Annotated in this window: 32 protein-coding genes, 1 tRNA gene and 1 pseudogene; 21 read left to right on the top strand and 13 right to left on the bottom strand. The window is 60.6% G+C overall.

Annotation, left to right across the window (positions count from 1 at the left end; genetic code table 11):
* The 4 genes from JHX87_RS12625 to fliK form a co-directional block, all read right to left on the bottom strand.
* Nucleotides 1-780: an SDR family oxidoreductase gene (locus tag JHX87_RS12625; protein ID WP_271884049.1), complete on the bottom strand. Its 780-nt coding sequence runs from the start codon at nt 778-780 to the stop codon at nt 1-3.
* A 54-nt stretch (nt 781-834) separates the two neighbouring features.
* On the bottom strand, nt 835-1,521 hold the full coding sequence (gene rpe, locus JHX87_RS12630; RefSeq protein ID WP_271884050.1) for a ribulose-phosphate 3-epimerase: 687 nt from the start codon (nt 1,519-1,521) through the stop codon (nt 835-837).
* A gap of 103 nt (nt 1,522-1,624) precedes the next feature.
* On the bottom strand, nt 1,625-2,302 hold the full coding sequence (locus JHX87_RS12635) for a flagellar hook capping FlgD N-terminal domain-containing protein (RefSeq protein WP_271884051.1): 678 nt from the start codon (nt 2,300-2,302) through the stop codon (nt 1,625-1,627).
* A 9-nt stretch (nt 2,303-2,311) separates the two neighbouring features.
* Nucleotides 2,312-3,559 carry a flagellar hook-length control protein FliK gene (gene fliK, locus JHX87_RS12640; protein WP_271884052.1) on the bottom strand — a complete coding sequence of 416 codons (1,248 nt, stop codon included), beginning with the start codon at nt 3,557-3,559 and terminating at the stop codon, nt 2,312-2,314.
* Between the two features lie 102 nt (nt 3,560-3,661).
* On the opposite strand from fliK, the gene JHX87_RS12645 reads away from it, so the two are divergent.
* From JHX87_RS12645 to JHX87_RS12670, 6 genes are all read left to right on the top strand, one after another.
* Nucleotides 3,662-3,904, top strand: coding sequence for a flagellar biosynthesis protein FlgJ (locus tag JHX87_RS12645; RefSeq protein ID WP_271884053.1), 243 nt, complete (start codon nt 3,662-3,664; stop codon nt 3,902-3,904).
* Nucleotides 3,901-4,218 carry a hypothetical protein gene (locus JHX87_RS12650; RefSeq protein WP_271884054.1) on the top strand — a complete coding sequence of 106 codons (318 nt, stop codon included), beginning with the start codon at nt 3,901-3,903 and terminating at the stop codon, nt 4,216-4,218. Before JHX87_RS12645 ends, JHX87_RS12650 begins: the two co-directional genes overlap by 4 nt.
* 172 nt (nt 4,219-4,390) lie before the next feature.
* Nucleotides 4,391-5,233, top strand: coding sequence for a flagellin N-terminal helical domain-containing protein (locus tag JHX87_RS12655; protein ID WP_271884055.1), 843 nt, complete (start codon nt 4,391-4,393; stop codon nt 5,231-5,233).
* 159 nt (nt 5,234-5,392) lie between these two features.
* A complete protein-coding gene (locus JHX87_RS12660; protein WP_272833686.1) occupies nt 5,393-5,659 on the top strand; it encodes a flagellar biosynthesis regulator FlaF in 267 nt (88 codons plus the stop codon).
* Nucleotides 5,656-6,060: a flagellar biosynthesis repressor FlbT gene (gene flbT, locus JHX87_RS12665; protein ID WP_271884057.1), complete on the top strand. Its 405-nt coding sequence runs from the start codon at nt 5,656-5,658 to the stop codon at nt 6,058-6,060. Before JHX87_RS12660 ends, flbT begins: the two co-directional genes overlap by 4 nt.
* Before the next feature lie 7 nt (nt 6,061-6,067).
* Nucleotides 6,068-6,847 (top strand): DUF1217 domain-containing protein, encoded by a 780-nt coding sequence (locus JHX87_RS12670; protein WP_271884058.1) that lies wholly within the window; start codon nt 6,068-6,070, stop codon nt 6,845-6,847.
* A gap of 19 nt (nt 6,848-6,866) precedes the next feature.
* Here JHX87_RS12670 and JHX87_RS12675 read toward each other — a convergent pair.
* A pseudogene (locus JHX87_RS12675) lies at nt 6,867-7,134 on the bottom strand (transposase); the annotation flags it as partial.
* Between the two features lie 171 nt (nt 7,135-7,305).
* Between JHX87_RS12675 and JHX87_RS12680 the strand changes: the two are divergent.
* Entirely contained in the window at nt 7,306-7,734 is a 429-nt protein-coding gene (locus JHX87_RS12680) for a hypothetical protein (RefSeq protein ID WP_271884059.1), read from the top strand.
* Nucleotides 7,735-7,892: 158 nt separating this feature from the next.
* On the opposite strand, the gene JHX87_RS12685 is transcribed toward JHX87_RS12680, so the two are convergent.
* On the bottom strand, nt 7,893-8,129 hold the full coding sequence (locus JHX87_RS12685) for a helix-turn-helix domain-containing protein (RefSeq protein ID WP_271884060.1): 237 nt from the start codon (nt 8,127-8,129) through the stop codon (nt 7,893-7,895).
* Between the two features lie 166 nt (nt 8,130-8,295).
* Here JHX87_RS12685 and JHX87_RS12690 point away from each other — a divergent pair, with 166 nt between their 5' ends.
* From JHX87_RS12690 to JHX87_RS12700, 3 genes are all read left to right on the top strand, one after another.
* Entirely contained in the window at nt 8,296-8,739 is a 444-nt protein-coding gene (locus JHX87_RS12690; protein ID WP_271884061.1) for a hypothetical protein, read from the top strand.
* Nucleotides 8,740-9,369: 630 nt separating this feature from the next.
* The gene (locus JHX87_RS12695) at nt 9,370-9,675 is read left to right on the top strand and encodes a helix-turn-helix transcriptional regulator (protein WP_271884062.1); all 306 of its coding nucleotides are present in this window, start codon (nt 9,370-9,372) and stop codon (nt 9,673-9,675) included.
* A complete protein-coding gene (locus JHX87_RS12700) occupies nt 9,656-10,597 on the top strand; it encodes a reverse transcriptase family protein (RefSeq protein WP_271884063.1) in 942 nt (313 codons plus the stop codon). The genes JHX87_RS12695 and JHX87_RS12700 overlap by 20 nt, the downstream gene beginning before the upstream one ends.
* Nucleotides 10,598-10,886: 289 nt before the next feature.
* Here the strand turns inward: JHX87_RS12700 and JHX87_RS12705 are convergent.
* From JHX87_RS12705 to leuB, 3 genes are all read right to left on the bottom strand, one after another.
* Nucleotides 10,887-10,963: transfer RNA gene (locus JHX87_RS12705), tRNA-Pro, on the bottom strand.
* 65 nt (nt 10,964-11,028) lie between these two features.
* Nucleotides 11,029-12,003 (bottom strand): DMT family transporter, encoded by a 975-nt coding sequence (locus JHX87_RS12710; RefSeq protein WP_271884064.1) that lies wholly within the window; start codon nt 12,001-12,003, stop codon nt 11,029-11,031.
* A 2-nt stretch (nt 12,004-12,005) separates the two neighbouring features.
* Nucleotides 12,006-13,130, bottom strand: a complete 1,125-nt coding sequence (gene leuB / locus JHX87_RS12715; RefSeq protein ID WP_271884065.1) for a 3-isopropylmalate dehydrogenase — start codon at nt 13,128-13,130, stop codon at nt 12,006-12,008.
* A 193-nt stretch (nt 13,131-13,323) separates the two neighbouring features.
* Here leuB and JHX87_RS12720 point away from each other — a divergent pair, with 193 nt between their 5' ends.
* From JHX87_RS12720 to JHX87_RS12755, 8 genes are all read left to right on the top strand, one after another.
* Complete coding sequence (locus JHX87_RS12720; protein ID WP_271884066.1) at nt 13,324-13,692, top strand: DUF488 domain-containing protein; 369 nt, start codon at nt 13,324-13,326, stop codon at nt 13,690-13,692.
* Nucleotides 13,693-13,842: 150 nt separating this feature from the next.
* Complete coding sequence (locus JHX87_RS12725; RefSeq protein WP_271884067.1) at nt 13,843-14,601, top strand: helix-turn-helix transcriptional regulator; 759 nt, start codon at nt 13,843-13,845, stop codon at nt 14,599-14,601.
* A 622-nt stretch (nt 14,602-15,223) separates the two neighbouring features.
* Entirely contained in the window at nt 15,224-16,264 is a 1,041-nt protein-coding gene (locus JHX87_RS12730; protein WP_271884068.1) for a glycosyltransferase family 4 protein, read from the top strand.
* Nucleotides 16,261-16,890: a glycosyltransferase family 29 protein gene (locus JHX87_RS12735; RefSeq protein WP_271884069.1), complete on the top strand. Its 630-nt coding sequence runs from the start codon at nt 16,261-16,263 to the stop codon at nt 16,888-16,890. The genes JHX87_RS12730 and JHX87_RS12735 overlap by 4 nt, the downstream gene beginning before the upstream one ends.
* Nucleotides 16,890-17,594 carry a 5,6-dimethylbenzimidazole synthase gene (bluB, locus tag JHX87_RS12740; protein WP_271884070.1) on the top strand — a complete coding sequence of 235 codons (705 nt, stop codon included), beginning with the start codon at nt 16,890-16,892 and terminating at the stop codon, nt 17,592-17,594. The genes JHX87_RS12735 and bluB overlap by 1 nt, the downstream gene beginning before the upstream one ends.
* Nucleotides 17,595-17,770: 176 nt before the next feature.
* Nucleotides 17,771-18,793 carry an aspartate-semialdehyde dehydrogenase gene (locus JHX87_RS12745; protein WP_271884071.1) on the top strand — a complete coding sequence of 341 codons (1,023 nt, stop codon included), beginning with the start codon at nt 17,771-17,773 and terminating at the stop codon, nt 18,791-18,793.
* Between the two features lie 10 nt (nt 18,794-18,803).
* Nucleotides 18,804-19,403 (top strand): DedA family protein, encoded by a 600-nt coding sequence (locus JHX87_RS12750; protein ID WP_271884072.1) that lies wholly within the window; start codon nt 18,804-18,806, stop codon nt 19,401-19,403.
* Nucleotides 19,404-19,491: 88 nt separating this feature from the next.
* Nucleotides 19,492-21,126, top strand: a complete 1,635-nt coding sequence (locus tag JHX87_RS12755; RefSeq protein WP_271884073.1) for a DUF4139 domain-containing protein — start codon at nt 19,492-19,494, stop codon at nt 21,124-21,126.
* Between the two features lie 16 nt (nt 21,127-21,142).
* On the opposite strand, the gene JHX87_RS12760 is transcribed toward JHX87_RS12755, so the two are convergent.
* Nucleotides 21,143-21,790 carry a carbonic anhydrase gene (locus JHX87_RS12760; RefSeq protein ID WP_271884074.1) on the bottom strand — a complete coding sequence of 216 codons (648 nt, stop codon included), beginning with the start codon at nt 21,788-21,790 and terminating at the stop codon, nt 21,143-21,145.
* A 258-nt stretch (nt 21,791-22,048) separates the two neighbouring features.
* Between JHX87_RS12760 and JHX87_RS12765 the strand changes: the two genes are divergently transcribed.
* From JHX87_RS12765 to JHX87_RS12775, 3 genes are all read left to right on the top strand, one after another.
* The gene (locus tag JHX87_RS12765; RefSeq protein ID WP_271884075.1) at nt 22,049-22,309 is read left to right on the top strand and encodes a hypothetical protein; all 261 of its coding nucleotides are present in this window, start codon (nt 22,049-22,051) and stop codon (nt 22,307-22,309) included.
* Nucleotides 22,310-22,374: 65 nt separating this feature from the next.
* Nucleotides 22,375-23,742: a leucyl aminopeptidase family protein gene (locus tag JHX87_RS12770; protein ID WP_271884076.1), complete on the top strand. Its 1,368-nt coding sequence runs from the start codon at nt 22,375-22,377 to the stop codon at nt 23,740-23,742.
* Nucleotides 23,743-23,747: 5 nt separating this feature from the next.
* A complete protein-coding gene (locus JHX87_RS12775) occupies nt 23,748-24,584 on the top strand; it encodes a C40 family peptidase (protein ID WP_271884293.1) in 837 nt (278 codons plus the stop codon).
* Here JHX87_RS12775 and truB read toward each other — a convergent pair.
* The 3 genes from truB to rbfA form a co-directional block, all read right to left on the bottom strand.
* Nucleotides 24,557-25,450, bottom strand: coding sequence for a tRNA pseudouridine(55) synthase TruB (gene truB / locus JHX87_RS12780; protein ID WP_271884077.1), 894 nt, complete (start codon nt 25,448-25,450; stop codon nt 24,557-24,559). The two genes, JHX87_RS12775 and truB, sit on opposite strands and share 28 nt — an antisense overlap.
* A gap of 67 nt (nt 25,451-25,517) precedes the next feature.
* Nucleotides 25,518-26,276, bottom strand: coding sequence for a phosphodiester glycosidase family protein (locus JHX87_RS12785; protein WP_271884078.1), 759 nt, complete (start codon nt 26,274-26,276; stop codon nt 25,518-25,520).
* Nucleotides 26,266-26,685, bottom strand: a complete 420-nt coding sequence (rbfA, locus tag JHX87_RS12790; RefSeq protein ID WP_271884079.1) for a 30S ribosome-binding factor RbfA — start codon at nt 26,683-26,685, stop codon at nt 26,266-26,268. Before rbfA ends, JHX87_RS12785 begins: the two co-directional genes overlap by 11 nt.
* Nucleotides 26,686-26,701: the final 16 nt, after the last annotated feature.

The raw sequence follows: 26,701 nt of genomic DNA on the forward strand, positions 1-26,701 counted from the left end.
TCACATGGTCGCGTTGAACGCCCCGCCATCCAGCAGGATATTCTGCCCGATGATGAAGCGCGCATGCTGGCTGCACAGGAATGCGCAGGTCGCGCCGAAATCCTCTGCCGTGCCATAAGTGTTGGCAGGAATCCCGGCCTCGCGTTGCTTCCGGGCCTCTTCCATGCTGATGCCCTGCTGCTGGGCGACGCCGCGATCCAGACCGTCGGCGCGGTCTGTGGCGTGGATGCCCGGAAGGATATTGTTCACGCAGACGCCCTGACTGGCGACCTGCCGCGACATGCCGGCCACGAAACCGGTCAGCCCGGCGCGCGCCGTGTTCGACAGGCCCAGAACCGGGATCGGAGAGCGCACGGATTGCGAGGTAATGTTCACCACGCGCCCCCAGCCGCGCTGCATCATGCCGGGAACCAGCGCCTGCATCAGCGCAATCGCAGACAACATGTTGGAATCAATCGCCTTGATGAAGTCGTCGCGGTTCCAGTCCGTCCATTGGCCGGGGGGCGGGCCGCCTGCATTGCTGACCAGAATATCGGCCTCGCCCACGGCAGCCAGCACCTTGCTGCGCCCTTCATCGGTGGTGATATCGGCGGCGACCGGGGTGACATCGACGCCATATTCTGCGGCGATTTCCTGTGCGGTGCGGGTGATATCAGCCTCGGTCCGGCTGTTGATCACCAGGTTGACGCCGGCCTCGGCCAATGCCTCGGCGCAGCCGCGTCCCAAACCTTTGGAGGCGGCGCAAACCAATCCCCGCTTTCCCTTGATGCCCAGATCCATCGGCTTTTCCCCCTGTTCAATCTGGCGCCATGGAACAGTCAGGCCGCGCGGTTGTCAAACGGCTTCGGCAGCCTGCCGGATGGCGCGGATATTTTCGCCGTAAACCTGCGGATCCTGAACCGAGCCGCCCTTGAACACGGCCGAGCCCGCCACCAGCACATCCGCCCCTGCCTTGGCCACAAGAGGAGCCGTTGTCGGATCGATCCCGCCATCGACCTGGATATGGATCGGGCGATCGCCGATCATGGCGCGCAGCCGCGCGACCTTATCCACTTGATTATGGATGAATTTCTGCCCGCCAAATCCGGGATTGACAGTCATCACCAGCACCATATCGGCCAGATCCAGAAGATAATCGACAGCCTCAAGCGGTGTCCCGGGGTTCAGCGCAATCCCGGCTTTCTTGCCCGTCGCGCGAATGGCCTGCAATGTGCGGTGCGGATGCGGCCCGGCCTCGACATGGGCGGTGATCATGTCGGCCCCGGCTTCGGCATAGGCGTCGATATAGGGATCGACCGGCGCGATCATCAGGTGAACATCCATGAAGCTTTTCACATGGGGCCGAAATGCCTTTACCGCCGGAGGGCCAAAGGTCAGGTTGGGAACGAAATGACCGTCCATCACATCGACATGGACCCAATCGGCGCCCTGCGCCTCGATCGCCTGTATCTCCTGACCGAAATTCGCGAAATCGGCAGAAAGGATCGAGGGTGCAATTCTGATCTTGCGGTCAAAACTCATGGCAAAGCTCCTTTAGCGGGCGAACGGTCCGGTCCGAACCCTTGTCGCCCGGATAGAAAGAAACCGATGCCAAGGTCAACTGCGCATGGCCCTTGACGTGGCCCTAACCGGGGTCGCGCAATGCCGTGATCGTGTCTGCCGGGGCCGAGCCGCCATGTTCGAACATGAGCTCGATCCCCTCTTTCCCCATCGCCGTTTCGACGACGCGGGCATAGGCGCCAACGCTATCCTCTGCGATCACCTCGCCCGCGCGGCTGCTTTCGGTGACAAAGGAATAAAGCCCGTCTGGCAGCTTTTGCCCGAGATCGTCACGCCCCAGCCATTCGATCTGTCCGCTGCCCGGACCGATTTCCTCTCGTGAAACCTCTCGGCCCTGTGCGTTCAGCGCGATCAAAGTCACGCTATCGGCCGCAGAATCGGGGTTCACATCAAGGGTCAGCGCCGTATCGCCGAACCAGACGGGTTCGGTTGTGCGAGCCTCTTTCCCGATCCAGTTCGCGGTCTGACCAAGCCCGCCGCCATTGCCCAGCTGCGTCACAAGCCGGTTAAGCAGCTTGTTGGTCTGCGTCTGCTGTTCAACGCCCGAGAATGTTGCCAGCTGTACGGCAAAATCGGTGCCCTCCATCGGGTTGAGAGGATCCTGATTCTTCAACTGCGCGGTCAGCATTTTCAGGAAGGTATCGAACTCTGCCCCCGTGCTTGTACTTGTGTCCGAATTTGTGGCGGCAGAGATGGTGGTCGTGGCGTTCGCGACCGTGGCGTTCGTACTTTGAGAGATCATTCTGTCATCCTAGATTCTGATATCGATACGCGAGCCCAACGGCGTCCAACCACCGCCCGACAGCGATTGCTGTGCAATATGAGCGGGCGCCTCTATTTCGATCACCGAGGTTTGGGATGCGCCCCAGTCCGGCAGGTTTTCCTGCTGCTCAAAGCCTTCATCGCGAAACTCGAAAGTGGCGTTTTCCAGCCCGGCATCGACGAAATTTTGAAGCAATGAGGCAGCGTTGCGACGAAGCTGGTCCAGGATTTCGGGACGCTCTGCCCAGATGGCCAGATGCGGAGCATGCTCGCGACCGGAAAGAATCAGGCGGACGCGCCCCAGCTCTTCTGGCGACAGCGTAATCTCGACCTGTTCGTCGCTGACCGTGATAGAGGCGTCGACGATCTGCCGGATGATGGTCTGCATTTGGCCGGGTGCTGGCCTGTTTGGTGCCGAAAAGCCGGTGCCCTGCACCAGGCCATGATCGCGGCCCCTCAACTGCGTCGCTGCTTCGAGCGCTACTTCAAGCTCTATCCTGCCGTCAGAATCAGTTGTCAGCGCGGTTTGATCGACCATGCTTTGCGCCTCGCCCGCTTGCGCCAAATTCAGCGCGGCAGGCTCTGTCCCCGTTCCTTTGGGCAGCTGACAGGCACTGTGCCAGGCATGAGCTGTCGTGTCACGCGACATCTCTGGCTCGTCCATTCCCTCGTCGTGACCAATCAAGTCTTTCAGCGTCACGACGGATTCTTCCGCCACTTCACCGTCAGAATTTTCGGCGTCGATTTGTTGATATACGGCGACCCAGGCCGTGCGGTCGGCTTTCTGCGTCGGGGAAGAGAGCGCACCGCTGGTGCCGTTCCACTGTTCGATAATACTCTCCAGCGCGGACGGATCCGGATCATTGTCCTCTGCCATCTCCTCCTCCGCATCCAGGTGAGGAATATCCTTTGTCTCCGCATTATCCTCGGCCTTGCGTGGATTGGCCTGTATGTCCGTTTTTCCTTCAGTCTTGCGAGGAATTTCTGTCGTTTCCAATTCCTCGTCGGCCTTGCGAGAGCTCGTCTCTGCGTCCCGACTGCCCTCGGCCTTTTGAGAGAACACCTCGGCGTCTGGCTCTCCCTCGGGCTTGATCCGCGGTGTCGCCTTCGTCGGCTCCGCCTCGTCCGTATCAAGTGTAAAATGACTTTCCTGAGTTAATTGTACGGTAGAATCGCGTCGTGCTTTGTCCTGCGTATTCAAACGCAGGTCGGAAATAATTGCTGCAATATTTTCCATCGTGCAACCTTTGTTTTTTTCGATAGATACCCGCAAAGGATTACCAATTATTTACCTGGCTCATGTAAATCATGGCGAAGATGTCATTTTTGGAGTAAATCCATGCAAATTGTAGCTACTGCAAACGATGTGGGCGCGCGACCTGCTCAAAGGTCTGCTGCGGATCAACTGGAGGCGGCGTTTCTTGAAGAAATGCTTAAATATTGCGGGCCTTCCGCGCGAAGCGGTGCATTTGGTGGTGGTGCCGGGGAAGAGCAGTTCTCAAGCTATCTGACTCAGGAATATGCCGCGATTCTCGCGGCGAAGCTGGATCTGGGCCTGTCCTCGCTGGATGACGAATCATGAATCAGCGGATGATACGGATGTTGAAGGGTGCGAAAGCAGCAGTGATTGCCGGAGATGCCCACGAAGCCCTTAGAATTATAGAAGGTTTTTCGCAACTTGCCGAAAGGATCGGGGTACCTGAAGAGGATCGGGAGTTTCTGGAACGGCAGTTGGGTGAGCTTCGCTACCTGGCAGAGGCATCTGTTAGCGGCGCCAAGCGCGCGATCGAGCAAGTTGCGGCGATCATGCAGGCCGCCCGCAGTCTACAGACCTATGATGAGACGGGACGAAAGCAGTCCACGACGACAGCTGCACCTTCGGCGCAGCGGTTTTGATAAAATGCTATCAGAACTTTGTTTGAGGGCGGGGACCGAGTTCACTAATTATAAATAGTCGCTGAATAGAACAGTGAACGTACCGCAGAGGTTGCGGGTTTAGAAATACACTGGTCAGAAGGCCGATCAACTCTACATCGGGTGCAAAGCGCCCTTTATATAGGAGGACAACATGTCCAGCATTCTGACCAATAATGGCGCTATCGTTGCTCTGCAGACCCTGAAGAGCATCAATTCGGGTTTGAATAAAGCTCAGTCCGAAATTTCGACCGGCAAGTCGATCAACAGCGCACAGGACAATTCGGCAATCTGGGCCATTTCGAAAGTGATGGAAACCGACCAGTCGGCCTTCAAAACCATGCAAAGCAGCCTGAACGTCGCAGAGGCAACCGTTTCGACGGCTGTGGCGGGTGCCGATCAGGTGACCAACCTGCTGACGGAGATGAAGAATCTCGCCGTCAACGCGGGAACGGATGGTTTTGAATTCGACAAGGTGCAGACCGACATCGCTGCCAAGATGGCGCAGATCACGTCGATCGTCTCGGGTACGCAGATGAATGGTGTCAACCTGCTGTCGACCAACGGTGTCGGCGGTGGTGCAACCTTCACCGTTCTGGCCTCGCTTGACCGTACCGTCGGTACCGCGACAACTGCGGCGAACACCATTGTCGTGAACTCCGTCGACTTCGAAGCAAACATCGTTGGCGGGACGCTGACGGCCATCACGGATCGTGCATCCGCGGAAACGGCTGTCGGACAACTCGAAACCCTGCTTGAAGTGGCGATCAATGGTGGCGCCGCGCTGGGCTCGTCTGCCAAGCGGATCGCTGATCAGTCGAACTTTGTGGGCAAGCTGGCCGACTCTTTGACCAAGGGTATCGGTTCGCTGGTTGACGCTGACATGGAAGAGGCGTCGGCCCGTTTGCAGGCGCTGCAAACGCAGCAGCAGTTGGGTATCCAGGCGCTGTCGATTGCGAACCAGGCTCCGTCGGCAATCCTGTCGCTCTTCCGCTGATAAAAACTCGGGGCGCTGCAAGGCGCCCCGATTCTTGAAATTCAAGTCGGGAACGAAACATTGAACGCGGTTACGCCTCGGTCTCAGCATGGTTATGGCACGAATGCGGTTCGTACCGCTCGTGATGCGGAATATGACGTTATCTCTCGGGTAACACGCATGCTTCGGCAGGCAAGCAATTTAGGCCGATCCATCGAGATGGTTCAGGCCGTACACAAGAATAATGAACTCTGGACATTGCTGGCAACCGATCTCTCTGATCCGGGCAATAGCCTGCCGTCCGAGACAAAGGCGGGATTGCTTTCCTTGGCGGCGTTTTCGCTGCGCCAGGGCCATCAGATCCTGGCGGGGCAAGGTGATATCGCAGCCCTGATCGATATCAACATGTCTGTTATGAAAGGCTTGCGTGGCGAGGTGGGTGTATGACTGGTCTGGTACTGAAGCTGGCTCCGAATGAGCGTGTGTTGATCAATGGCGCTGTCATCGAAAACGGTGAACGCCGGTCGAAAATTTCGATTCGAACACCGAATGTGAATGTGCTGCGCTTGAAAGACGCGATTCATCCTGACGAGGCCAAGACACCTGTAACGCGAGCCTGCTACATCGCTCAGCTTATCCTGTCCGGCGACGTGGATGCAGAGGAAGGTCGACATCAGTTGATTGTTGCCATTGAACAACTGAGCCAGGTGTTCGATGACCGCGACAGCCGGATCATACTGGCCGATGCAAGTTGCCATGCCGTATCGGGCGCGATCTATCCTGCGATGCGCAAATTGCGTGAACTGGTTCCGCGTGAAGCAAGGCTTTTCGCGATGCGGTCGCAGTGAGTTTCATATGACGATGTCCTTATCAGTTGGTCTCGGCGGAATTGCAGGTTGGAAAATCTTGCAAAGGACCGAAGCGCGACAGCTTGAGCGTATTGCGAATGATCCAGTCGTTCAGCGAGACACGACCTACTTCCGCGACAAAATTTCCGGCGGCATCAGCGCGGCGGACATCGTGAATGATTACCGGATGCTAAGCGTTGCACTGGGTGCCTTCGGTCTGGAAGATGATATAGCGAACAAAGCGTTTATCAGAAAGGTTCTGGAATCAGACCTCTCTGACGAAAAATCTCTTGTGAACCGTTTGAGTGACAAGCGATATCTGCGCCTGGCCCAGGCGTTTCAGTTGGGTAATCCCGATACTGACAAGACGGCGCTGGGCGCGAGTATCTCTGACGCCTACCTGCAGCGGGAATATGAGCGACGAGTCGGCGAAAGTGACGAAAGCCTGAGGTTGGCGCTGAACGCGCGCCGAGAATTGCAGCAATTTTCCGGTCGCGATTCCAGCAGCAAGACGCTTTGGTTTGAAGTGCTTGGCAATCCGCCGTTGCGTGAAGTTTTCGAAGGCGCGTTCGGTTTTGGTGACAGTTACGGTAAACTTTCTATCGATAGACAGCTCGAAGAGTTCACCAAAGGATCGGAGCGCTATCTGGGGAGCAGCGAATTTGCCGATATAACCAACGAGATAAGCATCGATAAAATAATCTCAAATTATCTGGCCCGCAGCCAAATTTCATCAGGGACGGTGCAAAATCGCTATAGTTCCGCCTTGGCGTTGTTGACCACGTAGGCTCCAGACTCGTTAACTTTCATAGCCAGAACAGAAAAGTTGCGGCGAGAGCGATGGCGGAGAAGAAGGTTTCCGGGAATCTTTCGTAATGGGTTGCGACCCTCCTCCAGTCCGAACATGATTTCGATACGGTTGCGGCGTTTGTATCGGCGCTTGTCGTATTTGACGGGTTTCTTGCGCAACTTCCGGCCGGGGCTGCAGACCTTTATCCCCTTGTCTTTCAATGCTTCTTGGAACCAATCGGCATCATAACCCCGATCTGCCAGCAGCCAGTCTGCCTTCGGCAGGTGACGTCCCGTTTGATGGTGTGGGTGTGCCACTATTCGATATGCCTCGTCATCCGCATGGCGCCGAAAAAAGTGTAGTCGCTCGGCATTGAGCGCGTCGACGCGGCGAAACGAACGGTCGATCATCAAGACGACATCGTGCGCATAGCTCACATCGGTCGCGGCGCGCACATGCTGCAGGTACTCCCGAAATCCGATGCGCTGGCAAATTTCAAAGGGCTTGATGGCGAGCGCAACACGGCGTGTGTCACTGAACCGAACGAGATAATCATAGAAATGCAGATGGACGCGCCCTTGACCATCGCGAAACGTGATGCCCGGCGGCTGATCTCAGATATCATGGACGTCCCGGCGAGCGAGAAGCAGATACAGGATGTGGTGTTCGAGCTTGCTCTCATACTGAATCCGGCGTGGGTGACTGTCTGCTGGCAACTGCGCCACGACGATGCCGCGGCTGCTCGCCTTCGAACGTACAGGTATTTTCCGCGTGGCTCTGCTAACCTGGGGCGGGCTGAAAGGTTTGTTCTTAGGGCTCATTTATCCAATGCCCATAGCGTCCGGCCGCAACAGGCCGTTCGCCCAAGGGCGCTCCTTTGCTGATGGAAACATGCGCGACAAGCCGTCCCAAGAGGGCGGTCAGTCTTGACACGCGGTGAAGGTTGGAGGACAAAGGAGCATCGACCGGCAAAATCGATATTCCCGACGGCCGCGAAAGTTCCAGCTTTCGTGGCTCTCCTCGTTTATGGGAATGGTCTATGTCATTTTTCATCCTCCTCTTCGTCGTAGCGGTCAGGCCAGAGGGCTTCGGGCGAAGTGCCCAGCTTACCAGCGATAGCCTCTTCCACACGTCGCGATTTGCAGCGACCAAGCGATGCGGTCACCACGGTCGTTGGGGTGATTGCCAATTCACGTGCGATTTTCAAGAACGATGACCCCGAAGCACGCAGTCGCCGTCGAATTTCTCTATGCTGCGTTTGATCAACAACCACACTCACGGATATTGATTCCCCATGCCCGACAATTATCGATATCTCAGGCGCGCCCGTGCGTCAAATTTTAGCCTAATAAAACAGTTGGTTATGCGGAATTCATTCCTAAACCTTGGAGATTTGAAAGTTATCACAGAATTGAATTTTGGGATGCCTAGGACCGGATGCACCGATGCGCGTTGAGGGAGATGGAATCTGGGTTGAATCCAAGTCTGTTGGCTATTGGTTATCGAAACCCAGGCTCCAGGCCCTATTCGATAGCAAGGAATGGCTCTCGGAAATGCGCCAGGTGCATGACCTCAGCCCGCGCCTCATGATTAAAGCACTTACGGCTGCCGGTTGCGATTTCGACGCGCGCGTTGCCGAGCAATATCAGGCAGGGGCCTTGGTATCGGAACTAATGCGCAAGCACGGCTTGTCGCACGGACGCGTTCAAAAGGCGCTTAAGGGCCACGGAATAAAAATCTCTCCTGGTAACCATCTGCGCAGAGCAACCGATGAGGAGTTCGTGGCGGCATTCGGGACAGGCAAGAACGACGTTCAGATCGCTAGGGAGATGAACATAGACCGCGGAACGGTGAGCAAGCGTCGTGCAAGGTTAACGGCAAGAAGATGAGAACAGCACCCCAAGGGCGGGGAGCTGCCGTTCGCGGCGCGCTGGATCAAAGTCTCCTTTGGAAGAACCCACCTATTTTACCGCGTCGGAAAAAGTTTGCTTTCAGAGAACTTTTTTCCTTGAAAGCTGACAATGCCATTCCCACATCCCTCCTGTGTAACAACGGAAGAAGTTCCTCATACCCAGCTTGGACTTGTTCAAGCGCGGAGGGGTTTTCCCCTCTACCACTTCTACCGCACACGGCCCGGAGGCCCCGGAGGGGGACGAGGGGACGGCGGCGGGCGAAGCAGACGCGATAGCAAGGACAGCTATCGCGTCTAGGCAAAGGGTTTAGTCGTCGGTTTCCGTTTTCTGTTGGGTGAGGACCCTTGTTTAGTGGCATCCGCTGTGGATGTTGCGCCGGGGCCAACAGAAAGGAGGAGCAATATGGCTCTCTCTGAAGATACACACCGACGGCGGCGGCGACGTCGGTTTTGGAGGAAACTCCGGAACCCTCGCACCGTGATGGTCATCCTTAGGGTGGCTATCTTCATCTACCGGCTTGTCCGGTGGTTGATGGCGATTTTCGGATCGCCCGGCTAATCGCCGCCCGCCTAATGTCTAAGCGGGAAAGGCAAACGGGATGAAACGATGATCCATGAAGCACTAAGGTTGATCCGAGTGTTCCATGACTTGAAACAGGTCGAATTGGCGGAAAAACTCGGCATCTCGAAGTCCCATATTTCAGAGATCGAAAAGGGTAACAAATCTCCCTCTCTCGATCTGATCCAGAGATATGCGACAGAGTTCAAAATTCCGGTTTCGTCTATCATGTTCTTTGCGGAAGAGCTGCCGAACGCCAAGTCTGGCGACAAAATCCGTTCAAAAATTGCGGGCAAAGTCATCGACATTCTGCGTTTCGTTGAAAGGAAAGCAGATGCCGAAGACGCAACCTGAAGAGGGTTACCAACTCAAGGACAGCCCGTTTTTCCGCCTCAGAAGCCGGAAGCAACTGGCCAAGATTCTCAGAGTGTCCGCCGACACGTTGGACGAGATCAGCCACCGCAATGACCTCTACGTCCGCCGCTGGAAGCACAAGAGGCTAAAGGATAATGAAAAAGGCGCGTGGCTGAAGCAGCCTCCAACGCCGGAACAGGCTGAGAACTACCGCCCTATCGACATTCCCGACCCGCAGCTCAAAGCGATGCAAGGCCGAATTGGTGATCTTCTGGGGCGTGTCAAAGCCCCAGAGTTCCTTTTCAGCCCGGTAAAAGGCCGCTCATACGTCGAAAACGCAGCGCACCACAAAGAGGCCAAGGCGTTCTGGCTACTGGACGTCGCGGACTACTTCCCAAGTTGTTCAGCCAACAACGTCGCCCGATTTTTCCATCGGGAGCTTGAATGCTCTCCGGACGTAACCGCCGTTTTGGTTCACGTCGCAACTCTGGGAGGATGCCTGCCTCAAGGCTCGCCATGTAGCCCGATCCTAGCTTACTACAGCAACAGCCATATTTGGCTTGCCGTCGAAAAACTGGTGAAGGCGAGAGGGTGCAAACTAAGTCTCTATGCTGACGACATAACGATTTCCGGCGACATCGTGCCCAAAGCGCTAATCTGGGAGATCAAAAAGATCGTCATTGGCAACGGGCTACGGCTCAAGGCGTCGAAGGAAGTCAGCTTGATAAACGCTCCTGCTGATATCACAGGAGTCATTGTAAAGGATGGGGCTACACACCTTCCTAATCGCCAACTGAAGCGACTTGCCGAGCTAAAGCAAGAGCGCGCTAGGACGACGAACCCAAAGCTCCAGCAGCGGATCGACAATCAAATCGCGGGGCGCCTTTCTCAGCGAAAACAAGTTGAAAACCCGAAGACTTGAACAACGTAAAGCCGACCGTTGTTTGGCGCCGATTGAATGACCGATAAGGGCCGAAATTTCCGCGACAGTGCAGCAAAGGGTAGGCTCGTTTTGTCAGCTATTAGCCTTGTCGGCAACCTTAGGGTTCCAGGCAGATCCCACGTTTTCATGAAGCGGCGCACCCGCGCTGCGGGTGCAAATGAGATGTTTGCCCTCTAGCGGCGGGCAAACCGAGCCAGGGCGCAGCGGCACCCAAAGGGCATTTCGTGACCCGAAAGGGCAAATGCCCTGACTATCGACAATTGGGAAATGGTCGGAGCGAGAGGATTCGAACCTCCGACCCCCTGCTCCCGAAGCAGGTGCGCTACCAGGCTGCGCTACGCTCCGACCGTGGAGGGGCAGGTAGCGCGGGGCGGGGGTGAATGCAAGGGGATTCTTGGAGAGAGGCGTTTTCAGTGATGCGAATTGCCGCGCTGGAACAGGATTCGGCCCAGAAGCGTGGATTTCGGCGTGGTCACGCCATCCATCCGCATCCGTGCCGCGATCACCGGACGGTTCGACGCCCCGCCCCGGGTGCGCTCTCGCCAGACGATGTAAAGGCCCGACAGGATGATCACGCCCGCGCCGATCACCGTCGGCAGGTCCAGCCTTTCGCGGAAGATGAACCAGCCATAGATCGTCGCCCAGATCATCTGCGAATATTGCATCGGCGCGACGATGGCGGCCTCGCCCGCGCGATAGGCCAGGATCGACAGGAAGCCGCCGATCAGCCCCAGGACCGAGATCATCCCCGCCAGGGCAAGATCGGGAAGCTGCATTGGAACATAGGCCAGGCTCAGCGCCGATCCGGTCAGCAGCAGATTGCCCAACATCGGCCACATCAGCAGAACCAGCGGACGCTCGGATCCGCCGATCTTGCGGGTGACCACGGCGGCTGTGGCGCTGCACAGCGAGGCACACAGCGCCGAGAGATGGCCCAGCGACAGTGCCTGCCCGGCCCCCGGACGCAGCACGATCAGCACGCCACACAGGCCAAGTACGACCGCCAGCCACCTGTGAAAGCCCACGCGCTCTCCCAGGATCGGGATGGACAGCAGGGTGATCAGCAGCGGCGTCGCGAACAGGATCGCATAGACCTGCGCCAGCGGCAGGACCGAAAAGGCATAGAAGGCGCAGACCCCGGACATCATCGCGCAGACCGAACGCAGGGCGACCCATCCCGGCTGATGGGGGCGCAGGGTGCCGGGTGTCTTTTCCTGCATCAGGATCAGGGACACCAGCGGGAAGGACATCAGCGAGGAAAAGAACAGAATCTGCAGCGACGGATATGTAGCGCCAAGCAATTTGATGATGGTGTCATGGGTCGCAAAGACGCCCATCGACGCCAATGCGAAACCGATACCCTTCAGATTGCCCGGCGCGGCCACGCTCAGCCCGCTGCCAGGGCGGCAACGATCCTGTCGCCCATGTCGGAGGTCGAGACGGGCGTGCCGCCTTCCGGTCCCATCAGGTCGGCGGTGCGGACGCCATCGGCCAGCACCTTCTCGACCGCGGCTTCCAGATCGCCGGCGGCCTGACCTTCGTTGAAGGAATAGCGCAGGGCCATCGCGAATGAGAGGATGCAGGCGATCGGGTTGGCCTTGCCCTGACCGGCGATATCGGGGGCAGAGCCATGCACGGGCTCATACAGCGCTTTGGGGCGGCCATTCGCCATCGGGGCGCCCAGGCTGGCCGAAGGCAGCATCCCAAGGCTGCCGGTCAGCATTGCGGCCGCATCCGACAGGATGTCGCCGAACAGGTTGTCGGTCACGATGACGTCGAATTGCTGCGGCTTGCGGACCAGCTGCATGGCGCCGTTATCGGCATACATATGGGTCAGTTCGACATCTGGATATTCGTTGTCATGCACCCATTGCACCTCTTCGCGCCAGAGGATGCCGGATTCCATCACATTGGCCTTTTCCATCGAACAGACCTTGTTCTGACGCTTGCGGGCCAGTTCAAAGGCCGAGCGCGCAACGCGGCGGATCTCTCCGCTGGTATAGCGCTGCGTGTTGATGCCGACGCGGCCTCCCTCGTTATCGGGGTTGTTGTTATCCTCATGGATGCCGCGCGGCTCACCGAAATAGACGCCGCTGGTCAGTTCGCGCACGATCAGAATGTCCAGCCCGGCCACGACCTCGCGCTTCAGCGAGGAAAAATCCGCCAGCGCGTCAAAGCATTGCGCTGGGCGCAGGTTGGCGTAGAGGTCCATTTCCTTGCGCAGGCGCAGCAGGCCACGCTCGGGTTTGACGCTGAAATCCAGATCGTCATATTTCGGCCCGCCGACCGCGCCCAGCAGCACCGCATCAACCGCCTGCGCCTTTGCCATCGTCTCATCCGCCAGCGGCGTTCCGTGCTTGTCATAGGCCGAGCCGCCTACCAGATCGTGGCTGACCTTGAAGGACATGCCGCGATTGGCCTGGAACCAGTCGATGACCTTGACCACCTCGGCCATGACCTCGGGGCCGATCCCGTCGCCGGGCAGGATAAGAAGCGAATAGCTGTCGGACATGTCTTTCCTCCTTGGGGCGGCGGCCAGCGCGCCGCGCGCGTTGCGTTCGGGTTAGACGCCACGGGACCAAGGGTCAAGTTGGGCTGTGACAGATCCCGGCGGGGTGATAGTTTGGCCGGGTTTTGGATCGGGCGGATGCGGCGATTGCGTGCATGGCGCAGGCGGCGGCACCCCGGCACAGCGAGGTATTTCGATGACCAATGAAAACGCCACCCCGGATGTTGCCATCAAGCGGGCCTATGCCCCTGCCTCACCGGATGACGGGATGCGCATCCTTGTCGACCGGCTGTGGCCGCGTGGGGTCAGCAAGGAACGGGCCGCGCTGGACGACTGGATGAAGGATGTCGCGCCCAGCACCGAATTGCGCAAATGGTTCGGCCATGATCCGTCCCGCTGGTCCGAATTCCAGCAGTGCTACAAGGCAGAGCTTGAACAGCACCCCGAGGCGCTGGACAAGCTGCGCGCCCTGGCGCGCGATCACAAGCTGACGCTGATTTATGGCGCCCGCGATACCGCGCATAACGAGGCGGTCGTGTTGCAGGAATTGCTGACTGCGGGGTGATCCGAGGCCGTATTGCGGATGGAATGACCGCGCATGGGCGACGCAGGGTCCCGAGAGCGTGATCTTCTTTTCGGGCATCTTGTCTTGTTTGCAGGGGGAACATCAAGGATACCCTTAATCTATCCTATCCAGTGCAGACGTGATCATCCGATGACCCTAGAACCGACCCCCTCCGCCGCAGACTATCTGCGATTCGTGGCTGAATGTTCGGCGCTTGAGCCGTGTTGGCAGCAGCTTTGTACGGACTTGGCCTCTTTCGGCTTTACCCGGATGCTGTATGGCCGCAAGGCGGATGCAAGTGCCGAGAACTTCTTCGAGCTTTGGGATACGCTGATCCTGTCGACTCTAGGGCCCGAGATCGAGGCCTTTTTCGTCAATGATCGCGGCTATGCCACCACGAAAACCGTCAGCTGGGTGGTCGATAATGCCGGGCCGCTCAGCTGGGGACATGCGCAGGAAATGCATCGGCTGGGCAGGCTGACGCCGGCCGAAAGCCGGATGCACCTTGCGGCGCGGGCATTTGGGCTGCACGCAGGCTATAATTTCGGCATGCCCATCAGGCCATGCGGGCTGCGGTCGGGTTTTGCAATCTGGTGTCACGGTGCACAGGAACAAACCGTCGCGGATGAGGCCTGGGCGACCGCGCATGATCAGATTATCCCGCGCCTCTATGCCTTTGATATTGCGGCCTCACGCTATCGCTACACACCCAAGGGGCAGGAGCTGACGCAGCGAGAGCGCGACGTGCTGCAATTCGCGGCCAAGGGCAAGACGATCCTTGAGATCGCGCAGGTGTTGGAGTTGCACCGCCGGACCGTCGAAGACGCGATGAGCCGGGCTCGCGATAAACTAGAGGTTGCAACGACCCTGCAGGCCGTTCTCCGTGCGGAACAGCAAGGTCAGCTATAACTTAGGCTGATACGTGTAACCTCACATTTGACGGCATGACTTTGCCGAAATTAACATTAATTCGACTTCCAGAGATCAGAAACTCAGTGTCAGTTTTGGGTTTCATTTCGGCCTGCATGTTGTGTCTTAAATTGCGTGCTGGATATTTCTGAGTGGCAGATCGAAATGTGTTTAGTTCTCGATTTCTGGAAGTCACAATTCCCCTTCTTTAACCGCGCTTTAACCCCTCTAACCCGTTGAATACAGGTGATATCTAGCCTTGAAATTCTTAAGAAAGCGTTAACGTCAGCCGACCTTTCGAGATGTAAGGTTTTCTGACCAATATTATTTTTTCTAACATGTTATCTGATAGCTGAAACGGCAGGTAATTTCCAGAAGAAATTTACCTTACGTAAACGTTATAAATATCGCTGTATTTTGCATGCATTCGTAAAGGCTTGACCGCATTTCCGCGCCCGGCGCGCCTGTCTGACGATCACGATCCCGTGCATGCCTCCCCCGGAATCACCCGCGACAAGTCCCGCCTACCCTTGGACCATGGCCTTCGTTATGCTGCGCATGTTCTTCCTGATCCCGCTGGCGGTCGGGGTCCCGATCTACCTTTTGACGCCCGAGGTCGAACATGGCTGAGACACCGCTGGTCATCGCCCCCAACCTGAAGCGCCGCCTGTCGGGCGTGACGGCCACCGTGGTCCGTCTGATCCCGATTCAGGCGCGCATGATCGCGATCCGCGCGACCGGTCCCGGCCTGCCGCCCGAGGTGCCGCATATCCCGCTGATCCAGGCGGCGACGCTGCCGCGGGATCGCTGGCGGGTCTGGCACGCCCGGCGCAATACGGAGATGGCGCTTGGGCTGATCCTGCGGCATCTGCTGCGGCGCAAATACCGGCTGCTGTTCACCTCGGCCGCGCAGCGTCGCCATACCGGCTTTACCCGCTGGCTGATCCGGCAGCAGGATGCGCTGGTCGCGACCTCGCAGAAGGCGGCCAGCTATCTGGAGCGTCCGGCCACGGTCGTCATGCATGGCGTCGATACCGATATCTTTCAGCCCGCCGCCGACAAAACCGCGCTGCGGCGCGAATTGGGCCTTGATCCCGATGCCGTTCTGATCGGCTGTTTCGGCCGCGTCCGCGAACAGAAGGGTGTCGATCTGCTGGTCCGCGCGGGTCTGCGGCTGCTGCCTGACCGACCCCGCGCACAGATCATCTTTACCGGGCGCATCACCGCCGACAATCAGGCATTCGCCGATGGTCTGCTGGCCGAGATCAGGGCGGCCGGGCTTCAGGACCGCATCCGCTTTCTGGGCGAATTGCCCTGGGATCAGGTGGTCAGGCATTATCAGGCGCTGGATCTGTTCGCCGCGCCCGCCCGGTGGGAGGGTTTCGGCCTGACCCCGCTGGAGGCGATGGCCTGCGCGGTGCCCGCCATTGGCGCCCATGTCGGCGCCTATGAAACGCTGATCAGGGATGGCGTGACCGGTAGTCTGGTCGAAACCGGCGATCTGGATTCGCTGACCGACGCGCTGCGCCATTGGCTGGACGATGATGCCGCCCGTCAGGCCGCAGGCATCGCCGCGCGCCAGCATGTGCTGGCCAATCACGCCATCGAAGGCGAGGCGCGGGCGCTGGTCGGGATCTATAACCAGCTGTTGGCCCGCCCATGAACAAGCTGCAATTCTATACCGCCCGCGCGTTTCGGGATGAGGCGACCATCGCCAGCCTCTCGGCGCCGCAAAGCGATCTGCTGGATGCGCTGAACGGCAAATCCGTGGCGCTGGTCGGCAATGCGCGGGCGCTGGCGCAATCGGATCAGGGCGCCGATATCGACGCCGCCGACGTCGTGATCCGGATCAATCGCGCGCCCATGCCGGAAGCCCGCAGCCATGGCACGCGCACCGATTGGCTGGCGCTTGCGGTCCGGTTGTCGGATGAGGATCTGGACAAGATCGCCCCCCGCAGCACCCTGTGGATGTCACCCAAGCGCAAGCGGCTGCGCCACCGGATCGCCACCGGCGACGGTTTCTACCTGCATCCGCTGGCCGATTACGAGGCGCTGAGGGACCGGCTGGCCGCGCCGCCCACGACCGGTGCGATGATGATCGACCTGCTGCTGCGCTCGGATCTCAGCAGCCTGACGCTTTACGGTTTCGATTTCTTCGCCAGCCAAAGCCTGTCAGGCAGCCGCACCGCCCAGCAGGTGCCACATGATTTCAGCGCCGAGGCAGCCTGGGTCGCCGATATGCAGCGCCGCGATCCGCGCCTGCGCGTGATCCGGCCCGGCTCTGACTGATGACGGGGCCGAAACCAGCCGCCGCTTTCTCCACGGACGAAAAGCAGGCCGTCTATCGCGCCATCCGTACCCGCCGCGATGTGCGCAGCAACTTCCTGCCCGACCCGATTGCGGATGACATGTTGAATCGCCTGCTGCTGGCGGCGCACCACGCGCCCTCGGTCGGGTTCATGCAGCCGTGGAATTTCATCATCATCCGCAGCCCTGCGGTCAAGACGCAGATCAAATCCGCCTTCCTGCGCGCCAATGCCGAGGCCGCGCAGATGTTCCCCGAACGTGAACGCGCGCTTTATTCCAAGCTGAAACTGGAAGGCATCACCGAGGCGCCGGTCAATCTGTGTATCACCTGCGACCGCCAGCGGGGCGGGCCTGTGGTGCTGGGGCGCACGCAGAATAGGGATATGGATCTGTATTCCACGGTCTGCGCGGTGCAGAATCTGTGGCTGGCCGCCCGGGCCGAGGGGATCGGCGTCGGCTGGGTCAGCATCTTTCATGACGAAGATCTGCGGCGGATCCTGAGCCTGCCCGATCACGTCACCCCGGTGGCCTATCTGTGCCTTGGCCATGTCGATGAGCTGTGGTCGGAACCGGAACTGCAGGCCAAGGGGTGGCGGGACCGCCTGCCGCTGCAGGATCTGATCTTTACCGATGGCTGGGATCAGAAATCCGGGGACGACAGCCAGTCACCGGCTGAGGCTGACTGAAAACACGTCATTTCGGGCCACGCGATGCCATCCCCCCTTACATCGCGCGGCTCCGGCCGAGGCGACGGCCCTGTCGGCGCCATGCATCACATTGCCGGGGCAATCTGCCGCCCCTCTTTCATTTGTCCCATGCCTGCGCTAAAGGCCTGTGACCGCAAAAAAGGAGTCCTCCCGAAATGGGTTACAAAGTCGTCGTCGCAGGCGCTACGGGTAACGTGGGCCGCGAAATGCTGAACATCCTGGCCGAGCGCCAGTTCCCGGTGGACGAGATTGCCGCTTTGGCTTCGCGTCGCTCGCAAGGCACCGAAGTCAGCTTTGGCGACAAGACCATTAAGGTGAAGGACATTGAGCAGTTCGATTTCACCGGCTGGGACTTCGCGCTTTTCGCCATCGGCTCGGACGCGACCAAGAAATATGCGCCCATCGCGGCGGCGGCGGGTTGCGTGGTGATCGATAACAGCTCGCTCTATCGCTATGACCCGCAGATCCCGCTGATCGTGCCCGAGGTGAACCCGGACGCGATCGAGGAATACAAGAACAAGAACATCATCGCCAACCCGAACTGCTCGACCGCGCAGATGGTGGTGGCGCTGAAGCCGCTGCATGATCGCGCCCGCATCAAGCGCGTCGTCGTCTCGACCTATCAATCGGTCAGCGGCGCGGGCAAGGATGGCATGGATGAGCTTTGGGACCAGACCAAGGGCATGTACGTGCCCGGCCAAGAGGTCGCGCCGAAGAAATTCCAGAAGCAGATCGCCTTCAACGTGATTCCGCAGATCGACGTCTTCATGGAAGACGGTCAGACCAAGGAAGAATGGAAGATGGTCGCCGAGACGAAGAAAATCGTCGATCCGTCGATCAAGGTCACCGCCACCTGTGTGCGCGTGCCGGTCTTTGTCGGCCATTCCGAGGCGATCAATATCGAATTCGAGGATTTCCTGGACGAGGACGAGGCCCGCGATATCCTGCGCGAGGCCCCGGGCATTCTGGTCGTCGATAAGCGCGAGCCGGGCGGCTATGTCACCCCGGTCGAAAGCGCGGGCGATTTCGCCACCTTCATCAGCCGCATCCGTCAGGATTCGACCATCGAGAATGGCATCAACCTGTGGTGCGTCAGCGACAATCTGCGCAAGGGCGCGGCGCTGAACGCGGTTCAGATCGCCGAATTGCTGGGCAATCGCGTGCTGAAAAAAGGCTGAGGCTGACCTCGTGTTCGACTGGATCACCGGTATTTTAGAGAGCGGCGGGGCCTGGGCCATCGCCGCGCTCATGTTTCTGGAAAACGTGTTTCCGCCGATTCCGTCGGAACTGATCATGCCGCTTGCGGGGTTCAACGCCGCGCGCGGCGGTACGCCGATCTGGCTGGCCATTCTGGCCGGCGGTCTGGGATCGCTTGCCGGGGCCTATTTCTGGTATCTGATCGGCCGCGCCTTCGGCCCCATCCGCATGCGCATGCTGGTCATGCGGCATGGCCGCTGGCTGACCATGAACCTGTCGGAACTGGATCGGGCCGAGGCCTGGTTTCAGCGTCACGGCGCTGCCATCGTGTTCTTTGGCCGCTTCATCCCGACGGTGCGGACGCTGATCTCGATCCCCGCCGGGATCGAGCGGATGCCGCAGATCCCTTTTCTGATCTTTACCGGGCTTGGCAGCATGATCTGGTCCGGGGCGCTGGCGCTGGCCGGTTACGTGCTGGAAGACCGCTATGAGCAGGTCGAGCAATGGGTCAATCCCGTCTCGACCGCCGTGGTTCTGATCATCGTGGCAGTCTATATCTACCGCGTCATCCGCTGGAAACCCGATGCCTGAGGCGTGATTGCGCCCAAGGGCACAAGTGACTTGCCATCATATGCCGCCTCGTTGATCCTCTGACCAAACCCTGGTCGGAGGCCCTCCCATGCGCCCTGTTCTTCCCGCGATCCTCTTCGGACTGATCGCCGCGCCCGCCCTGGCGGACCGGATTGAGGCGGATCTGGTCGCGGATCGTGTGACGCTTTATCCCCGTGGGGCGCAGATCGGCTGGCAGGTCAGCCTGCCCGTCATGACCGGCAGTCATCAGATCGTGCTGCCCGGCCTGCCCGCCGATATGGCCGACGGCCTGCGCATCAGCTCCGATGCGGCGACCATCGGTGCCATCAGCACCCAGTCGCAGGATCCCGCCGCACCCGATGCCGTCGAATCCCCCGCCATCATCACGGCCCGCGAGCGGCTGGAGGAGGCGCGCACCGCCCTGCGCGCGCTGGAGGGCCAGATTGGCGGCAGGCGCGCCGAAGCCGCCGCCTGGCAAGAGCGTGCGGACATGGTTCGCGACCTGATGCGCGGGGACAGCCGGGTCGATGCCGAAACCCTGCCCGCCACGGTCGAGGCTGCGGGTCAGCTGATCGCAAGCTATCTTCAGAATGAGGCGCTGGCCATTGCCGCGGCCGCGCAGATGACCGGCCAGCTAGAGGCGCAGAACCGCAAGGTCCAACTGGCCGAAACCGATCTGGCGCGGGAGATCGAACAGGCCGGGTCGCTGGACAGTCTGACCGTGACCGTCGAGATGTCCGGCCAGCCCGCGACCCTGCAGATCAGCGGCTTTACCGATGCGGCCGGCTGGCGACCGGTCTATGATCTGATGCTGGATCGCGACAGCGGCCAGATCCGCATGGATCGCGCAGTGATGGTGTCGCAATCCAGCGGCCTGGACTGGCGCAATGTCAGCCTGACCCTCTCGACCGCCCAGACCCACGGCCAGACAGAGGCGTCTGAGGTGACATCCTGGTTCCCCTATCTGGACGACCCCTCGGCCAAGACGACCAGCCGCAGCCGCGGCATCGGTGCCGGGGCAATGGGGATGATGGCGCAGGATGCGCCGATGATGGAAGCGGCACCCGTCATGATCGCCCAGGCCGCGCGGCAGGGGATTACCGTGGTCTATGATTATCCGCAGCGGGTCGATCTGCCCGACAGTCGCGGCAGCCTGCGCCTGTCGCTGGATCAGAAGACCGTCGAAACCACCGTCTTTGCCGAGGCCGCCCCGCGCTATGACAGCACGGCCTTTGTCATGGCCGAGGGTGACAATACGCTGGGCGAACCGATCCTGCCCGGACAGGCCAGCCTGCGGCTGGACGGTGCGCTGATCGGAACCACCCATCTGCCGTTGATCGCGGCGGGGGACAAACTGCGCCTTGGCTTCGGACCGATTCTTGGCATGACCGCCGAACTGCGCCTGCCCGATGATACCCTGGGCGAACGCGGGCTGATCAGCCGCAGCAATCAGCAGACCCGGACCTATCAGTTGATCGTCGAAAACCTGACCTCAGAGGACTGGCCGCTGCGCGTTGTGGACCGGGTGCCGGTGTCGCGCCAGAAGGATCTGGAAATCGCCTATGATGCCGAACCAGAGCCGACGACCACCGATCCCGACGGTCGCCGCGGCGTCCTGTATTGGGAAGCTCCGCTACCTGCCGGTCAATCACGAGAGATCGCGGTTTCGACCGACCTGCGCTGGCCGGAGGGCAAATATCTGCAAGGCGCCGATCCGCGCTGACGCCGGATCCCGCCGCTTAGACCTCGATCCAGCCCGCGCCGCCGGTGTCGGCCTGAACCAGCGTGCCTTCGCTGATATCATTGACCAGCCCGTGCAGGGTCATGGTGCCTGCCTCGACCGCCGCGCGGACGAAGGGGAAGGTCAGCAGGTTCTCGATCGAGACCAGAACCGCCTGACGTTCCAGCGCGGGGATCTGTTCATCCTCGGGCAGATCCTTGATGCGTTCATAGCCGGGGCGCAGAATATCCATCCAGCGGCCGACAAAGCTGGTCTTTTCCTCAAGCGCGGGGGCCTTGCCCGAACACATTGCATGGCAGCCTGCAACGCCGCCACAATTGGTATGGCCGACCACGATCAGATGCGCGACCTTCAGCGAATTCACCGCATATTCAATCGCGGCCGAGGTGCCGTGCTGCTGCCCGTCCGGCGCGTAGGGCGGCACCAGATTGGCGATATTGCGGTGGATGAAGAACTCGCCCGTATCCGCGCCAAAGATGCCGGTCACGTGAACCCGGCTGTCGCAGCAAGAGATGACCATGGCGCGGGGGTGCTGCCCTTCCTGCGCCAGACGACGATACCAGGCACTGTTGTCTTCATAGGATGTTGCCCGCCAGCCATGAAAACGGCTGACCAGATATTGCGGCAATGGGCGCACATTATGCATCGTTGACCTCGTGCTTTTCCGGCCCCTGATAGGCGGTAATTTCAGAAAATTCGAGGGGTTTCTTTCGCTTGGGTCAAGCAAATATTCATGGCTTGCGCCCATTTTCGGCCCTCAACGAAATGCAAAGGTGAGAGGTGCGACTTGGCAGAAATAAAGGCTTTGGCGATCTCCGAAGCCGTAAGGGTCGACGCAAAACGTGTCGGCGACATTGTCAGGGAGCTAGGAGAAACCGCTGCTCAAAATGTCATCGGAGTAGCTTTGGAACAGCTTGCGGGTGCTTTGACCGCAACGGATGAGGCCTATCGGGCAGAGGATCTTGGCGGTGCTGCGACACATGCCGAGAAACTGTCGCGGCTGGCATGGCAGATCGGGCTGCTGTCATTTGCGGGCGTGGCGATGGATCTGGGCGCCTGTATCGAGCGTCGGGACAGGGTCGCCACAATGGCCGTACATGCGCGGCTGATGCGGGTGGGCAACCGCTCATTGACGGTGATCTGGGATCGCACGCAAATGGCCTGATGGCTGGACTTGCAGGCTGCGCTGTAACGCGTAGTCTGCCGCCAGTCACAGACAGGAGCCGCGATATGTCCGCCAGTTTCGCCACCGATGCCACAGATGCCCTGCCGCTCTGGCCCCTCTGGTCGGGCGATGCGCTGCCCGATCAGGCGGGCACATGGCCTGACACTGCGGGGTTTGGCGCGAAGCTGGGCGAAATCTGCCTGCTGCCCGATGGGGATGGCGGGCTGAAAGGGGCGCTGATCGGCTTGGGTGACAAGGCTTCCGCGTCGCGGCGACGCTTTACGCTGGCCGCCGCGACCTCTTTGCCCAATGGCGTCTGGCAGGTCCGGGATCTGCCAGAGGGTATTGACGCCAATGAGGCTGCGCTGGCGCTGCTTCTGGGTCAGTATCGTTTTACCCGCTATAAGGGCAAAGCCTATGAAGGCCCGCAATTCCTCTGTCCCGAAGGTGCCGATTCCGACCGCGTTCAGGCTGCAGCGGCCGGCGAATTCATGACTCGTGACCTGATCAACACGCCGGCGGGCGACATGGGGCCTGCGCAACTGGAAGCCGCCGCCCGCGATCTGGCAGAGCAGATCGGCGCGTCGATCCGGGTGACATCTGGCGATGATCTGCTTGCGGCGAATTTTCCGATGATCCACGCGGTCGGTCGTGCCGCCGCCGATGCGCCGCGCCTGCTGGATATCCGGCTGGGCGAGGCCGGACCGATGCTGACCATCGTCGGCAAGGGGGTCTGCTTCGACACTGGCGGGCTGGATCTGAAACCGGCCTCTTCCATGGCGCTGATGAAAAAGGATATGGGCGGTGCCGCGACCTCGCTGGGCCTGTTGAAGATGCTGGCTCTGTCCGGCGCCGCCGAAGGCTATCGCCTGCGGGTGCTGATCCCGGCGGTGGAAAACAGCGTGGCGGGCAATGCCTTTCGCCCCGGCGATGTGCTGACCAGCCGCAAGGGCCTGACGGTCGAGGTCAATAACACCGATGCCGAAGGGCGGTTGGTTCTGGCCGATGCGCTGGCGCTGGCGGCCGAGGAAAGCCCGGATCTGGTGATCTCGCTGGCGACGCTGACCGGCGCGGCGCGGGTGGCGCTGGGCCCCGATGTGCCGCCCTTTTATTGCGATGACGATGCGACGGCGCAGGCGCTGGCCAAGGGTGCCGAGGAGGCCCGCGATCCGCTGTGGCGCATGCCCTTCTGGCAACCCTATGAGACCATGATCGAACCCAATATCGCGGATCTGGACAATGCGCCGTCGGGTGGGATGGCCGGGTCGATCACCGCGGCCCTGTTCCTGCGTCGCTTTGCTGAAGGGGCCGGGCGCTATGTCCATCTGGACATCTATGGCTGGCAGCCAAGCGCCGCCCCCGGTCGTCCCAAGGGTGGCGTCGGACAGGGCGCGCGCGCCATTCTGGCCGCCCTGCCGCAGATGCTGCCATGACGGCCATGGACCGCCGCCTGACCCCGGCCACGGATCGCGTCGCGCTGGACAGCCTGCGCGGCGTGGTCCAGCGGCCGGACTACACCCCCGGTCAGCCCGCGCGGCTGGCCGTTCCGCTGGCCGATCTGCGGGCCGCGCCTGATGGCGCGCGCGACCGGCAGCTGCTGTTCGGCGCCGACCTGACCGTGATAGAGCGGCGCGGCGACTGGGCCTTTGTGCAGGCTGCGCTGGACGGTTATTGCGGCTGGCTGCGGGCCGGGACGCTGACCGAAGAGATGCCCCGGATCACGCATCGCCTTTCCGCGCCGGCAAGCCATGTCTATGGCCAGCCCGATTTCAAGCGGGATGAACGCCAGCTTCTGTCGCTGGGCGCGCGGCTGTCGGTGCAGGGGACGGATGGCCGCTTCGCGCATCTGGCGACCGGCGGCTATGTGCCTCTGCAGCATATCAGCGACAGCCCCGCCACGGACCCGGTCGCCGTCGCCGAGACGCTGCTGGGCACGCCCTATCTGTGGGGAGGGAACAGCCGTTCCGGGATCGATTGCTCGGGTCTGGTGCAGGCGGCGCTGACGGCCTGCGATATCGCCTGTCCGGGCGATACGGATCTGCAGCGCAGGGCCTTTCCGCAGGTCGATCAGATCCAGCGCGGCGATCTGCTGTTCTGGCCGGGCCATGTGGCCATGGCGGCCTCGGCCGATCTGATGATCCATGCGACGGCCTGGCAGATGGCCGTCATCTGGGAGCCCATCGCGGATGCCATCGCCCGGATCGACGCGGCGGGCGAAGGGCCGCTGCTGGGCATCCACCGCCCGGATCAGAGGTTGAAGACGCGTTCCGGCTGAACCGTGCCGCCCTGATAGCGGCCAATGCAGACCGGCCCGTCGGCATCGGCGACCCAGACCAGTTCGCCCCATTCGGCCATGCCCGTCACCTCGCCCGGATTGCCGTTGCGGATGCGGCGCGCGCCCTCGGGCGTGGCGCGCAGCCCCGGCAGATCGGCCAGCGCGGTTTCCAGCGGCAGAAGATTGCTTTCGACCCAATCCTGCGTGTCGCGGTCGATGCGGGCGAATTCGACGGCATCCTCGACATCGAACGGCCCCGACCAGACGCGGCGCAGGTGATCGACATGGCCCAGACAGCGCAGTTGCCGCCCCAGATCGCGGGCAATCGCGCGGACATAGCCGCCCTTGCCGCAGACCATTTCGAACCGGGCCTGATCGGCATCGCTATGGGTCAGCATCAGGCTTTCAACGAAAAGAGGGCGGGCGGCCAGCTCCAGCTCTTCGCCCTCGCGCGCCAGATCATAGGCCCGTTCGCCATCGACCTTCACCGCCGAAAAGGCAGGCGGCACCTGCATGATATCGCCGATGAATTCCGGCAGGGCAGCGCGGATCTGATCGGCGGCCGGTCGTGTGTCAGACTGTTGCAAGACCTCGCCCGAGGCATCGTCGGTCGTCGTCTCGGCACCCCAATTGACGACGAAATCATAGCATTTCAGCGCATCGGTGATGGTCGAGACGGTCTTGGTCGCCTCGCCCAGAGCCACGGCCAGAACGCCGGTCGCGTCGGGATCCAGCGTGCCCGCATGCCCGGCCTTCTTTGCATCCAGCGCCCAGCGGACCTTGGCCACCACAGCGGTCGAGGTCACCCCGGCGGGTTTGTCCACCACCAGCCAGCCACTGATATCGCGACCCTTCTTGCGTCCCATCTGAACCTCTGTCTGCCTAGAAGGCCGGGGGCATAGCGGCCGCATCGTCACCCGTCAACAGCGGCGTTCAGCCGGCGCTGTCCACAAGCCCGATCATCGGTCCCAGACTGCGCCCGAAATCGGCCCGGTTGACCGAGGGCGCATAAAGCCGCGAAATGGATCCGTCGAAATACAGCGCGTCCCGGACGCCCAGGCCGTCGCGGAACAGGCGACCGAATTCATGGAAGGTGACGGGGCTGTCGGAAATCGCGAACCAGGCCGTCTGGCCGTCGGGCGACACGCCCACGCCGTTGCGGATATAGCGGCTGTCGCTATCGACCAGAAAGCGCGGATGCAGATTACCGTCGATCACCAGCATCGGGCCCGATTGCGTGGCCAGTCGGCATTCGGGGCGGGCCTGCGCAAAGGCGCGGCTTTCGATCACCTGAAACGGCCGCGCGCCGCCGGTGCAGAACACCCCATTCGGCAGCATGCCGAAATTGTCATTGCTGCCGCCGGTCACGATCCCGGATTGTTCGCGCCCCTCCACGACCAGCAGCCCGACCGGCTTGTAATCGGGGTGGAACATGCCGGCATTCATGGCAAAGCTTAGCCCCTCGCCCTGTTTCAGCACCTTGCGGATATTGCTGAAACTGCGCAGCGGCTGGCCCGCATCATCGTCCATCCAGATCCGCAAGGCGGGCTCTTGTGCCGCGCTGACCTCGCAGATGACATAGCCCTGACCATCGTGCTTGATCCGCCCGCAGCCATCGGCGGCGGCGGGGATCGCCATCGCCAGCAGCATGCCCACGGCAACGCCCAGATGGCGCCGCAGATCAATCCTCATCGCTATCCTCATCCGGCGCCTCGACATCGCGGCGCACACGCTCATCCGCGAACATGCGGCGGGTGTCGTCCAGACGGTCGAAGGTTTCGTCCAGCTGAAAGCGCAGTTGCGGCGCATATTTCAGCGTCATGCCCTTGGCGACCAGATGGCGGATTTCCGGCGCATTGCGGCGCAGCGCCTCTAACGCGCCCTCGGCATCATTGCCGCCCAAGGGCAGCACATAGGCCGTGGCGACCTTCAGATCGGGTGAGGTCCGCACCTCACCAACGGTGATCGAGTGGCGATTCAGGTCCGGGTCATGCACATCGCCGCGCAGCAGCACGTCGGAAAGCGTCCGGCGAATCAATTCCCCCACACGCAGCTGGCGCTGCGACGGGCCTTGTCCATGTGAAAAGCGGTTCTGAGCCATGTTCTCCGATGTAGGG

It is taken from the genome of Paracoccus fistulariae (genome assembly GCF_028553785.1).
Classification (GTDB): Bacteria; Pseudomonadota; Alphaproteobacteria; order Rhodobacterales; family Rhodobacteraceae; genus Paracoccus; species Paracoccus fistulariae.